Here is a 12,265-nt window from a genome sequence, read left to right as displayed (position 1 = left end):
GGTGCCGGGCCGTGTACACCTGGGGCGAGGCGGCTGCCGCACGGCCCGGGCCGTGCGGCAGCTCATTCTTTGATGCCCACCACGATCGAATCGGGCCCGACGAGGTGCTCCGTCCGGGTACGGGTGAATCCGGCTTCGGTCATCCAGTCCACGCACTCGGCCGCGGTGTAGCCGAATCCGCCGTCGGTCACCGCCCGCATGGTCAGGCTCATCAGCAGCGCGAACGCGTTCTCGGACCGGTCGTCGTCGATGAGCGCGTCATAGACGATCACGGCACCGCCCTTGGGCAGCGCGTGCCATGCCTTCTCCAGGAGGAGCTTCTTCTTCTCCAGGTCCCAGTTGTGCAGGATGTGGCCGAAGGTGATGACGTCGGCCGGCGGCAGCTCCTCGGCGAAGAAGTCGCCGCCCACGAAGCGCAGCCGGTCCCGCAGGCCGTTGTCCTCGACGTACTCGTCGAACACGGGGGCGGCCGCCGGCAGGTCGAAGCCGATGCCGGTCAGATGCGGATTCGCCAGCATCACCTGCACTGCCAGGTCGCCCTGGGCGGTGCCCATGTCGGCCAGCGTCCGGTAGTCCTCCCACGGCACCTGCTGGGCGATCTTGAGGTTGGCCGCGTGGCTGATGCTGGTCATCGACGAGAGGAACTGCTTGAGGCGACGGGGATCGGCGTAGAGCGCGTCGTAGGTGTCCATGTCGCTGGACTTCGACTCGTCCTGCGGCTCACCCGTGCGCAAGGTGTCGGTCAGATGGTTCCAGATGCCGAACAGCCGCGCGTTCGCCATCTCCAGCATGCCGCCGACATGCGCGTAGGACGGCTTGGCCCGGTCCAGGAACGCGCCGGTGTCCTCCGCGTTGTGGTAGACGCCGTCGATCCGCCGGAGGAAGCCCAGTGCCACCAGCGTGTCGAAGAAGTCACCCGCCGCGCGGGGGTGCAGACCCAGCCGGTCACGCAGGGCCGGGGCGTCCGCCGGGCTCTTGGCCAGCTCGGTGAAGACGCCCACCTCGACGGCGCTCAGTAGCGTCTTCGACGCTTCGAAACCCAGGCCGGTCTGCATGATGCGGTCCGGGGAGGGCTGGGGTCGGGTCACGGTGTGCTCCTTCGCGTTCCGGTCGTGCTCTGATTGCGGTGGGGTGCGTGCGGTGCGGTGGCGGTCGAGTGCCGGGCTGTCAGGCCCTGGCGAACAGTGACCGTGTGTAGTTCCGGGCCGTCGGCTCGAATTGCAGGGCCTGATGGGTGGCCATGGAATTGACGTCACGCCAGAGCCGCTGCAAGGGGCCGTCGGCCGCCTGCCCGTTCGTCCCCGCGGTGCGGAAGATCCGATTGACCGCGGTGACCAGCACCTCGATGGCGAACGCGCTGTCCCGCGCGTTCCGGGCGACCTCGACGGGAGTGATCTCCTCCTGGCGGTCGGCCAGGTCCGCGATGCGCTCCAGCAACAGCTGCACGGCGTCGATCTCGGCGGCGGAGCGCGCCAGCACGGTCTCGTACGTCGCCAGATTGCCCGCCACGCCCGGCATCCCCGGCAGCGCGGGCGTGTCACGGATCTTCTTGCCGAGGTAGTCGGACAGCAGGGCCAGTGCGCCACGGGCCGCGCCGAGGGCGGGAACCACGAACGTCAGGCCGTTGACGGCGGCCAGCGGAGCCAGCGGGGCGGCCGGGGGCTCGGCGCCCGGGTCCGCCGGACGGCCGGCGAACACCGCCGTCCGGTCCCCGACCCGGTGGGCCGGGACGAAGACGTCGTCGAGCACGACGGTATTGCTGCCGGTCGCCCGCATCCCCACGCTGAACCAGGTGTCCTCCACCTGGCATGCTGCCCGGGGCACGAGGACCAGCCGCAGCTCCGGCTCACCGTCGCCGAGCACCTTCGGGCACACGATCACCCAGTCGGCGAACTCGATGGCGCTGATGTACGGCCACCGCCCGGACACCCGCAGGCCGTCCCCTTCGGCGACGGCATCGCCGAAGGGGAGGACCGAGCAGACGACACCGGCGTCCGGTCCGTCGGCCCACACCTCCCGGCGGCCCTCCGGCGGGAAGAACGACACGAGCCGGGGCGTGCTCGCGAACAGCGAGGCGCACCACGCGGTCGCCGCGCACTTCTCGCCGATCGCGGTCACGGCGCCCAGCAACTCCCGGAACGTACCGGCCCGCCCGCCGAACTCCGCCGGCACGAAGTGCCGCATGAACCCCGCGTCGGTCATGGCCTTGACCACGTCCGCACTGAGCCGGCGGTCACCGTCCATGCCGTCGGCGAGGCCGGCGGCGATCTGGGCGATGTCCCGTGCGGCCGCCGACAGCGGCCCGCTGGTTTCGTTCATCTCTCGACACCCTCGCTTGCCTCGGAAGCGGTTTGTGGAGCGGTTCATCGCAGCTCGTACTCGGAGGGATCGACGGCGTGGGTCAGCCGCCAGTAATCACCGGCTGTATAAGGCCAGTTGGTGGCCGAACGGCCGCCCTCGTTGTACCAGCCGCCCACCTTCGACCAGCCCCACGCGCGGTCGCGGTTGCCCGCGTCCACCCACGCGTTGTAGGCGTCGTGCACCTCGGCGCGGACCGACAGGGAGCGGCTGCCGCTCGCCAGCAGGAGCCGGATCGCATCGAGTATGTACGTGGCCGCGCACTCCGAGAAGTAGACGATGCTGCCGCCCTGCCCCACGAGATTGGTGTTCGGCCCGTACATGCAGAACAGGTTGGGGAACTCCGGAACGGTGATCCCGAGATACGCCCGGGGTGTGCCGTTCCAGCCGTCGTGGAGATCGACGCCGCCCCGGCCGGTCACCCTCATCGGGGTGAGGAAGCGGGAGGCCTCGAAACCGGTGGCGTAGACGATCACGTCCACGCCGAACTCCTCGCCGCCGGCGCGGATCCCGGACGGGGTCATCCGCTCGATGGGAGCGGTCACCACCGTGACGTCGTCCCGTTTGAGGGTGGCGAGCCAGCGTCCGTCGTCCCGCAGGACCCGCTTCGCGCCGACCGGGTACGCCGGGATCACCAGCTCGCGCAGCTCCGGCGCATCGCCCAGCTGGGCCTCCATCGCCTGGAGCAGCGTGGCGCGCAAGCCCTCGTTGAGCGCGGAGACCGCCCGCTCGGTGGGCGGGTGGTCATGGTCGACGACCCACCCTTCGAGGATGCCCCGCAGGCCGGGCGCGAACAGCCAGAACCGGTACCACCGGTCGTAGTAGGGCACGTGCTCGAACAGCCAGCGGGCGCTGTCCGGCATCGGTTGGTGGTAGTGCGGGGTGGGCCGGAGCCACGGCGGATTGCGCTGGAAGACGACGACCTCGGAGGCGGTACCGGCGATCTCCGGGATGATCTGGTAGGCGCTGGCGCCGGTACCGATGACGGCGACGCGCTTGCCCGACAGATCGGCCTCGTGGTCCCAGGCGGCGGAGTGGAAAGCCCGGCCGGTGAAGGCGTCCCGGCCGGGGACGTCCGGCAGCCGGGGGCGGTTCAACTGCCCGACGGCGCTGATGACGGCGTGGTGCCGGACCGTCCGCTCGCCGGCCGGGCCGTCCAGCGTCAGGTGCCAGAGCGACTGCTCCTCGTCCCACCGCATGGCCGAGACCTCGGTGCCGAAGCGGATCCGGTCGCCGACGCCGGAGTCCTTCGCGAACTCCCGCAGATAGTCCAGGACGACGTCCTGGCCGCAGAAGTGATCGGGCCAGTCGTACTTCGGGGCGAAGGAGTAGTTGTAGAGATGGCTGGCCACATCGGTCCGGCAGCCCGGGTAGGTGTTCTCGAACCAGGTGCCCCCCACGTCGGGGTTCTTCTCGTAGACGACGAAGGGGACACCGGCCTGGGCGAGGCGGTGGGCGGCCAGCAGGCCGCTGAATCCGGCTCCGATGACGGCGACCTGGAAATCGCTGCCGGGGCTCAGCCCGGCCCGGGTCCAGCCGGGCGCCTTCGGGTCCTCGCCGGGGCCCACGAGCTCCTCGGCGAGCAGCGGCAGCAGATCCTCGGTGTCCGAGCCCATGGCCCAGGACGTGATCGTGTGCAGCAGGGCGCGGCCCGGCGGCCGCGGGATCGCCCCCGGCCCCCGCTCGCCCAGTCGGAGAAGCACCTCCAGCGCTCGCTCGCGGACCTCGGCCTGCTGCTCGGCGGTCAGCCCGCCCTGCGGCGCGAACAGCCAGCCCGGTGCCCGGAGGTCCTCGCGCAGCACCGATACGTCACCGGTCAGATGGGCGATCGTCATCAGCAGCGCGGGAATCTCCGCACCCGTCAGATGACCGCGCAGCGTTTCCTCGTCGACGGCGACCGGCCGGGCCGGGGAGCTGAACCCCATGGACAACAACCACCTTCCGGGCTCATCGCGCCGAGTCGAGCGCCGCGAACTTCCGATTGAAATAGACGGCGGGGCCACCGGCGTCGGAGAGCAACTGGTCGACGACCTCGCCGACGAGAATGACGTGGTCGCCGGCGTCGTGCCGGCGGTCCACCTTGCATTCGACCGTCGCCAGTGCGTTGTCGACGACCACACCCCCTCGGGAGGTGCGGACGAATCCGCCGTCACCGAACTTCCTGGCCTTGCTGTTGGCGAACCTCAGCGCCAGCTCCACATGGCGCTCGCGCAGAATGCTGACCGCGAACTCGCCGGCCCGCGCGAACACCGGAAAACACCTCGCGGACTTGGCCACGCAGATCAGCACCAGCGGCGGTGCCAGGGACACCGAGCAGAAGGAGCTGACCGTCAGCCCGTGAGGATCGCCGTCCTCGTCACAGGTCGTGGCGATGGCCACCCCGGTCGGAAACCGGGCCATCACTTCCTTGAAGTCATCGGACATCTGATGCCCGCCCGGTCAACTCGGCTGGGCGAGCGCGTCGTTGACGAGGTCGAGCACCTCGCGCGGCGTGCGCAGCTCGGCGATCCGCTCGTCCGGGATCTGCACGCCGAACTCCGCGGTGATGCGCGCGGCGGTCTCCATGAGCGCCAGCGAGTCATAGCCGAGCGACGCGAAGTCCTGGTCCTGGATATCGCCGGAGAGGCTGCCGTCGTCCGTCTCGCCCGCGCATTCGATCAGCACGCGACGGAGGTCGTCGATGGTCATCTTGCTCATGGTCAACTCCTCGGAGGTGATGTGTTCACGGAAGGGGCAGCAGCCGGAACGGCAGCGGGCGGTGCAACGGGCTCGGCGGGCACCGCACGGACGACGACCGCGGAGTTGAACCCCCACTTGCCCCGGGCCAGCACCAGCGCCGAGCGCACCCGGCCCGGCCGCGGTGCGCCGCGCACCAGGTCGATGCCGTACTCCGCGGGCACGTCCGTCGTCCCGCCGGCCGGCGGGACGACGCCGTCCCGGATGGCCAGCAGGGCGCCCGCCACGTCCACCGGCCCGCCACCGGAGTAGAGCCGGCCGGTCAGCGCCTTGGGCGCGGTGACGGGCACGGCACCCGGCCCGAACAGCCCGCTGATCGCCGCTGCCTCGGCGCGGTCCAGCTCCCGCACCCCGGAGGCGTCGGCGAACACCACGTCGATCTCCGCCGGGGCGAGCCCGGCGTCGGCGAGGGCCAGCTCCGCGGCCCTGCGCAGCCCGGGCGGCCGTGACGAGCCCGCCGGCGGGTCGAAGGTGGTCGCGTACCCGGCGATCTCGCCGTAGACGTGCTGGGCGGCGCGGGAGCGGGCCGCCCCGGCGGCTTCGAGGACGAGCATGGCGCCGCCCTCACCCGGCACATAACCACAGGCATGGGCGTCGAAGGGCAGATAGGCGCGGTGCGGGTCGGTCGCCGGACTCAGCCGCCCGCTGGAGATCTGCGCCACCCAGCCCCAGGGGTCCAGTGCCGAATCGACGCCGCCCGTGACCACCATCGGCGTCCCGCGCAGCACCGTCCGCCGCGCGTGACCGAGGGCGTCCAGGCCGCCCGCCTGTTCGGCGACCAGCGCACTGCTCGGCCCCCGCAGCTGATGGCGAATGGAGATCTGGCCGGTGTTCACGGCGTAGAACCAGGCGAAGGACTCATAGACGCTGACCGATCCCGGCCCCTGCGACCAGAGCTTCTTGAACTCCCGGTGGGTGAACTCGAAGCCGCCCGAGGCGTTGGAGGTCACCACCCCCATCTCGTAGTCGGCGAAGGTGCCCTGCTCGATCTTGGCGTCGGCCAGTGCCCAGTCCGCCGCCACCAGGGCGAGACGCGTGGAGGCGTCGGTCTGCGGCAGGAGCCTGCTGGGCAGGTGACCGGCGGCGTCGAAGTCGTCGATCTGCCCGGCCAGCCGGATCGGATAGCCCGAGACGTCGAAGCGGGTGAGGGTGCCGATCCCCGTGCGCCCTTCGAGAGCCGCCTCCCAGTACCGCTCCAGGCCCACCCCGTTCGGAGCGAGCAGACCGATGCCTGTGACGTAGACCTTCTCCGTCATGTCCGTCATGCCGCCGCACCCCCGACGTCGCGCAGGATCATCGCGCTCTGGAATCCGCCGAAACCGCTGCCGACCGTGAGGACGCTGCGCAGCCGCTTCTCCCGGGCCGTCAGCGGGACGTAATCCAGGTCGCATTCCGGGTCGGCCTGTCGCAGATTGGCCGTCGGCGGGATGACCCCGTTCTCGATCGCCAGCGCGCAGGCGGCGATCTCGATCGACCCGATCGCGCCGAGGGAATGCCCGACCATCGACTTGATGGAGCTGATGGGCACCCGATAGGCGTGCCCGCCGAGGCTGCGTTTGTACGCGGCGGTCTCGTGGCGGTCGTTCTGCTTGGTCCCCGAGCCGTGCGCGTTGATGTAGTCGATCTCGGTGCCGTCGATCCGGGCCTCGCCCAGCGCGACCCGGATGGCCTCCGCCATTTCGCGGCCGTCGGGCTTCAGGCCCGTCATGTGGTAGGCGTTGCACCGCGTGGCATAGCCCGAGATCTCCGCGTAGATGTGCGCGTCCCGCCGCTTCGCGTGCTCGTATTCCTCGAGCACGAACATGGCGGCGCCCTCGGCGAGGACGAATCCGTTACGGGATCCGTCGAACGGCCGTGAGGCGTGCTCGGGGTCGTCGTTGCGCGTGCTCGTCGCCTTGATGGCGTCGAAGCAGGCGACGACGATCGGGGTGACCGGGGTGTCCGACGCGCCCGCCAGCATCACCTCCGCGGAGCCCTCACGGATCAACTGGCAGGCGTGCCCCACCGAGTCGATGCCCGAGGTGCACCCGTTGGAGACCATGGCCACCGGCCCCTCCGCCGCGACGGTCCAGGCCACCTCCGCCGCCATCACGCTCGGCACCAGGTAGTCGAACATGTGCGGCGACAGGCTGGTGTGGTCGACCAGCCAGTTCCGTCCGCTGTCGGACAGGACGAGATATTCCTGTTCGAGACTGGTCGCGGCGGCCACCGCACTGCCCAGGCTCACCCCGACCCGGCCCGGGTCGAAATCCTCGAATTCCAGGCCGCTGTCGGAAATCGCGTCCCGCGCACAGGTGACGGCGAATTGCGACGCACGGTCCATCCGGCGGATCTCCAGCGGGGAGAGGCCCTCGTGCACCGGGTCGAAATCGGCCTCCGCGGCGACCTGCGAGCGGTAGGGCGACGGATCGAAATGGGAGATACGACGGGTGGCGGTCTGCCCTGAAGTCAGCAGCTCCCAGAACGCCTTGACCCCGTTTCCCCCCGGAGTCCGCACGCCGATTCCGGTGATCACCACTCGACGCGTCATCGCCTACCGCCTATTGCCGTCACACCTGCTGAGCCGGTCATGGTGTTGCCCCTTTCGCCAGAAGCGCACGACATCAGCGCGGAAGAGAACGCGCGCCGCAACGAAGACGATCGTCAGCGTCCGGGGGGTTACTCGAGCGTCGCTCGAAGCCCGGTCGTACGGGCGTCATCGATCACCGGGTGCCTTTCGGGAGCCCGGGGGAGCGGCGGGGGAACCGCCCGCTGGCTCAAGCGAGGATCGAGCGATCTGCGAACCGGGGCGACGAGCTTGGGCCGTAGTGGTCGGCCGGGCCCGCGGGGGCCGGGGCCCTACGAGCCGACGCACCCGAGCCGAGGAGCGAATCAGGATGGACCTGACGTCAACCACGCTGTCGTCGGCGGCGCGCGAGGTCGCGGAGGCCGCGGCCCGGAGCGCGGCCGCCGCGGAGGCCAACCGCCGGCTCGATCCCGATGTGGTCAAGTCCGTCGTCGCCGCGGGCTTCCCCCGTCACTTCGTCCCGGCCGACCGCGGCGGGAGCATCGGCACCTTCCTGGAGCTGAACCGCGCGGTGAGCACGGTCGGCGAGGGATGCACCGCCACCGCCTGGTGCGCGTCACTGGCCGCGCACGTGTCCCGGATGGCCGCGCACCTGCCCGCCGAGGGATACCGGGAGATCTGGGCCGACGGCCCGGACGCCTTCCTGGTGGCGGCCCTGACACCGATCGGCAGGGCCGAGCCCGTCCCCGGCGGCTACCGCCTCACCGGGACCTGGCCGTTCGTCAGCGCGATCGACTACGCGGACTGGGCCCTGCTGGCCGCGCTGACCGACCGGGACGGCCGGCCGGAGCCCAGGATGTTCGCCGTGCCCCGCACGGCCTGGCGGACCGTCGACACCTGGGAGAACGTGGGCATGGCCGCCACCGGCAGCAATACGGTGATCGTCGAGGACGTCGTGGTCCCCGCGGCCCGCACGGTCAGCCGGGACGACCTGTTCACCGGCCGGTCACCCGACTCGGACGCGCCGTGCCACGCCATCCCGATGCAGGCCACCACCATGATGTTCGCGACACCCGCGCTGGGCGCCGCCAAGGGGGCCCTCAAGGCCTGGGCCGGCTACGTCACCCCGAAGATCCGGGCCGCCGCGCAGCAGTCCAAGCCCGCCCTGGCCGGGATGCCGACCTTCCACCGCACGTCCTACGACGTGATCCTGACCCGCAGCGCCACCGAGATCGACGCCGCCGAAATGCTCCTCGAGCGCGCGGCGGCGACGGCCGACTCCGGGCCCGCCATCCCGCCTCTGGACACCATGCGGAGCTGGCGGGACTGCGCGATGGCCACCGACATCCTCGTCGGCGTCGTCAACCGGCTGTTCCGCAGCGTGGGCACCACCGGCCAGGCCACGAGCAACCCCGTCCAGCGCTTCTGGCGCGACGCCAATTCGATCGCCGGCCACCAGGGGCTCCAGGTCGAGTCGGCCGCGACCGCCTACGCCCACCAAGTGATCGAGATCTGACCGGGTCCCGCACCCCGACACCCCCGTGCACCAGACGGTTATCAGGAGACCAAGGATGACTGAGACGATCGAAGAGGCCGCGGAGGTCGAGTGGGTGCTCTGCCACGGCTGCCGGGTGCCGGTCTACGGCAAGCGCCTGATCCGCAACCTCCACGTCTGCCCGGAGTGCGGCCTGCACCTGCCGGTGACCGCCCGGCAACGCCTGGCCCAGCTCGCCGACGACGGCCGCTTCGAACCGCTGCCCTTCACCGTGAGCAACTCCGATCCGCTCGATTTCGTGGACACCGTCGCCTACACCGACCGGCTCTCCGGCGCCCAGGAGCGCACCGGGATGCGCGAGGCGGTGCTCTGCGTCAGGACGACCATCGAGGGCCATCCCGCGATCGTCGCCGTGATGGACTTCCGGTTCCTCGGCGGCAGCCTGGGCACCGCGGTCGGCGAGCTGATCACGCTCGCCATCGAGACCGCGCAGGAGGAGCGGGTCCCCCTGATCATGGTGACCGCCTCCGGCGGCGCCCGGATGCAGGAGGGCGTGCTCTCCCTGATGCAGATGGCCAAGACCAGCGCGGCACTCGGCGAACTGGACAAGGCCGGCATCCTGTCGATCTCCGTGATCACCGACCCCACCTACGGCGGTGTCGCGGCCTCCTTCGCCACGCTGGGCGACGTCATCATCGCCGAGCCGCGGGCCCGCCTCGGCTTCGCCGGGCGGCGGGTGATCGAGCAGACCATCCGGCAGCGGCTGCCGGAGGACTTCCAGACCGCGGAGTTCCTCCTCGAGCGCGGATTCGTCGACATGATCGTGGAGCGGTCCGCGCTCCGCGCCGAGCTGGGCAAGCTGCTGCGGATCGGCGGTTCCAAGGTCTGCGGGCGGTACGCCAGCACGGCACGGCCGCCCGCACCGGTGGTCACCGACCCGAACCGGCTCCCCGAGGCCGATCCCTGGGACCAGGTGGGCAGGGCCCGGTCCCTCGACCGTCCCACCGCGCTCGACTACCTCGGGCTCGCCTTCGACGACTTCCAGGAACTGCACGGCGACCGGGCGTCCGGCGAATGCCCGGCCCTCATCGGCGGCACCGCCTGGATCGACGCCATACCCGTGATGGTCCTCGCCCATCAGAAGGGGCACACCGCCGCCGAACTCGCCCGGCGCAATTACGGCATGGCCTCGCCGGCCGGATACCGCAAGGCCGCCCGGCTGATGCGCCTCGCCGACAAGCTCGGGCTGCCCGTCGTCACCCTCGTCGACACCCCCGGCGCCCACCCGGGCGCCGACGCGGAGGAACAGGGCCAGTCGGTGGCCATCGCGGAGAACCTCCGGCTGATGGCCACCCTGTCCGTGCCGGTCGTCAGCGTGATCATCGGCGAGGGCGGCAGCGGCGGCGCGCTGGCGCTGGCCGTGGCCAACCGGGTGCTCATGTACTCCGACAGCATCTACTCCGTGATCAGCCCCGAGGGGTGCGCCGCGATCATCTGGAAGGACCCCTCGGCCGCGCCCGCCGCCGCCCGGGCCCTCCGGCTGAACGCCCGGGAGCTCCTGCGCCTCGGCGTGGTGGACGCCGTGCTGCCCGAGCCGGAGGGGGGCACGGGCGCCGCGCCGTGGGCGGCGGCCGAGCGGCTCCGCGCCGCCCTGAGCAGCGAGCTGCACGAACTGGCCGGGCTCGGGGAGGCAGCGCTGCGGGTGGGCAGGCGGGCCCGGTTCCGGCAGTTCGGCTCGGCGATCACGGTCGAGGCGGAGCTGCTGCAGATCAACGACGGCAGGCTCGCCTGATATGGAGCCCGACAGGGAACGTGCGATGTTCGAGAAGGTACTGATCGCGAACCGGGGCGAGATCGCGGTGCGGGTGGCCCGTGCCTGCCGGGAGCTCGGCGTCCGTTCGGTCGCCGTCCACTCCACCCCGGACGAGGACTCGGCCGTCGTCCAGCTCGCCGACGAGGCGATCCGGATCGGCCCGGCGGCCCCGGCGAAGAGCTATCTGAACGCCGCGGCGGTGCTGGAGGCGGCCGCACAGAGCGGCGCGGACGCGATCCACCCCGGTTACGGCTTCCTCTCGGAGTCACCCGACTTCGCCGAGGCGTGCCTGGCCCGGGGCATCACCCTGATCGGCCCGCCACCGTCGGTCATGGCCCGGCTCGGGGACAAGACCTCGGCCCGCGCCCTGATGCGGCGCGCGGGCCTGCCCCTGCTGCCGGGCAGTGTGCAAGCCCTCGATCCGCACGCCGCGGAGGAACTCGCCCGGCGGATCGGCTTGCCCGTCATCGTCAAGGCAGCGGCAGGCGGCGGCGGTCGCGGCATGACCGTCGTGGACGACGCGGACCGCTTCGCCGAGGAGTACCGGCAGACGCAGGCCACGGCCCAGATGCTGTTCGGCGACGGACGGGTCTATGTGGAGAAGTACCTCCCGAAGGCACGGCATGTGGAGGTCCAGGTGCTCTGCGACGGCCACGGCCATGCCGTGCATCTCGGTGAGCGGGACTGCACGGTCCAGCGCCGCCACCAGAAGCTCATCGAGGAGACCCCGGCTCCCGCCCTGCCGGACGGGCTGGCCGAGCGCATGGGCCGCTCGGCCGTCGAGGGCGCGCTCGCCGTCGGCTATACCGGCGTGGGCACCTTCGAATTCCTGCTCGCCCCGGACGGCAGCTATTACTTCATGGAGGTGAACTGCCGGATCCAGGTCGAACACCCGGTCACGGAAATGGTCACCGGCATCGACCTCGTACAGCAACAGCTGAAGGTCGCCGCCGGGAACGCACTCGAACTGGCCCAGGCTGACATCCAGCTCCGCGGTGCGGCCATCGAATGCCGCATCAACGCCGAGGACCCGGCCGCCGGGTTCGTCCCCGCACCGGGGCCCGTGGAGCGCCTCGTGCTGCCGGGCGGACCGTTCGTGCGGGTCGACACCCATGTCCGGCAGGGCGATGTGATCCCGCCCCACTACGACTCGCTGCTGGCCAAACTCGTCGTCTGGGCGCCCCGGCGCGACGAGGCAATCGCCCGTATGCACCGCGCGCTCGATGAATTCGAGGTGTCCGGACCGGGTATCACAACGACTCGGACGTTTCTCGCCGAGGTGCTTTCCCACCCCCGGTTCCGGGCCGCGGAGCATTCCACCTCGCTGGTCGACGACCTGTTGTCGGGAAAAGCCTGA

Annotated in this window: 10 protein-coding genes; 3 read left to right on the top strand and 7 right to left on the bottom strand. The window is 71.0% G+C overall.

Annotated features, from left to right (window positions below; all coding sequences use genetic code 11):
- Positions 1-62: 62 nt before the first annotated feature.
- The 7 genes from JO379_RS05720 to JO379_RS05690 all read right to left on the bottom strand — a co-directional run bounded on the left by JO379_RS05720 (position 63) and on the right by JO379_RS05690 (position 7,624).
- On the bottom strand, positions 63-1,088 hold the full coding sequence (locus JO379_RS05720; protein WP_209514206.1) for a methyltransferase: 1,026 nt from the start codon (positions 1,086-1,088) through the stop codon (positions 63-65).
- A gap of 79 nt (positions 1,089-1,167) precedes the next feature.
- Entirely contained in the window at positions 1,168-2,319 is a 1,152-nt protein-coding gene (locus tag JO379_RS05715; protein ID WP_209514204.1) for an acyl-CoA dehydrogenase family protein, read from the bottom strand.
- A gap of 44 nt (positions 2,320-2,363) precedes the next feature.
- On the bottom strand, positions 2,364-4,283 hold the full coding sequence (locus JO379_RS05710) for a flavin-containing monooxygenase (RefSeq protein WP_209514203.1): 1,920 nt from the start codon (positions 4,281-4,283) through the stop codon (positions 2,364-2,366).
- Between the two features lie 22 nt (positions 4,284-4,305).
- Positions 4,306-4,758, bottom strand: a complete 453-nt coding sequence (locus JO379_RS05705) for a flavin reductase family protein (RefSeq protein WP_242625931.1) — start codon at positions 4,756-4,758, stop codon at positions 4,306-4,308.
- Between the two features lie 39 nt (positions 4,759-4,797).
- Positions 4,798-5,055 (bottom strand): acyl carrier protein, encoded by a 258-nt coding sequence (locus JO379_RS05700; RefSeq protein ID WP_130876636.1) that lies wholly within the window; start codon positions 5,053-5,055, stop codon positions 4,798-4,800.
- 2 nt (positions 5,056-5,057) lie between these two features.
- Entirely contained in the window at positions 5,058-6,350 is a 1,293-nt protein-coding gene (locus JO379_RS05695; RefSeq protein ID WP_130876722.1) for a ketosynthase chain-length factor, read from the bottom strand.
- A 5-nt stretch (positions 6,351-6,355) separates the two neighbouring features.
- Positions 6,356-7,624: a beta-ketoacyl-[acyl-carrier-protein] synthase family protein gene (locus JO379_RS05690; protein ID WP_209514202.1), complete on the bottom strand. Its 1,269-nt coding sequence runs from the start codon at positions 7,622-7,624 to the stop codon at positions 6,356-6,358.
- A gap of 346 nt (positions 7,625-7,970) precedes the next feature.
- On the opposite strand from JO379_RS05690, the gene JO379_RS05685 reads away from it, so the two are divergent.
- The 3 genes from JO379_RS05685 to JO379_RS05675 are packed head-to-tail and all read left to right on the top strand — an operon-like array spanning position 7,971 to position 12,265.
- Positions 7,971-9,116, top strand: coding sequence for an acyl-CoA dehydrogenase family protein (locus tag JO379_RS05685; protein ID WP_209514201.1), 1,146 nt, complete (start codon positions 7,971-7,973; stop codon positions 9,114-9,116).
- A gap of 55 nt (positions 9,117-9,171) precedes the next feature.
- Positions 9,172-10,887 (top strand): acetyl-CoA carboxylase, carboxyltransferase subunit beta, encoded by a 1,716-nt coding sequence (gene accD, locus JO379_RS05680; protein ID WP_209514200.1) that lies wholly within the window; start codon positions 9,172-9,174, stop codon positions 10,885-10,887.
- A 25-nt stretch (positions 10,888-10,912) separates the two neighbouring features.
- Positions 10,913-12,265 carry an acetyl-CoA carboxylase biotin carboxylase subunit gene (locus JO379_RS05675; RefSeq protein ID WP_130876632.1) on the top strand — a complete coding sequence of 451 codons (1,353 nt, stop codon included), beginning with the start codon at positions 10,913-10,915 and terminating at the stop codon, positions 12,263-12,265.

Origin of the sequence: Streptomyces syringium, assembly GCF_017876625.1 — a bacterium.
Classification (GTDB): Bacteria; Actinomycetota; Actinomycetes; order Streptomycetales; family Streptomycetaceae; genus Streptomyces; species Streptomyces syringius.
The sequence above is the reverse complement of the archived record's forward strand: the minus strand, read 5'-3'. Positions and strand labels throughout refer to the sequence as shown.

Excerpts from the sequence above, each read along its gene's own strand:
- JO379_RS05685 (WP_209514201.1), top strand. The coding sequence starts at position 7,971 with ATGGACCTGACGTCAACCACGCTGTCGTCGGCGGCGCGCGAGGTCGCG.
- JO379_RS05695 (WP_130876722.1), bottom strand. The coding sequence starts at position 6,350 with ATGACGGAGAAGGTCTACGTCACAGGCATCGGTCTGCTCGCTCCGAAC.
- JO379_RS05690 (WP_209514202.1), bottom strand. The coding sequence starts at position 7,624 with ATGACGCGTCGAGTGGTGATCACCGGAATCGGCGTGCGGACTCCGGGG.
- JO379_RS05715 (WP_209514204.1), bottom strand. The coding sequence starts at position 2,319 with ATGAACGAAACCAGCGGGCCGCTGTCGGCGGCCGCACGGGACATCGCC.
- JO379_RS05675 (WP_130876632.1), top strand. The coding sequence starts at position 10,913 with ATGTTCGAGAAGGTACTGATCGCGAACCGGGGCGAGATCGCGGTGCGG.
- JO379_RS05705 (WP_242625931.1), bottom strand. The coding sequence starts at position 4,758 with ATGGCCCGGTTTCCGACCGGGGTGGCCATCGCCACGACCTGTGACGAG.
- JO379_RS05700 (WP_130876636.1), bottom strand. The coding sequence starts at position 5,055 with ATGAGCAAGATGACCATCGACGACCTCCGTCGCGTGCTGATCGAATGC.
- accD (WP_209514200.1), top strand. The coding sequence starts at position 9,172 with ATGACTGAGACGATCGAAGAGGCCGCGGAGGTCGAGTGGGTGCTCTGC.
- JO379_RS05710 (WP_209514203.1), bottom strand. The coding sequence starts at position 4,283 with ATGGGGTTCAGCTCCCCGGCCCGGCCGGTCGCCGTCGACGAGGAAACG.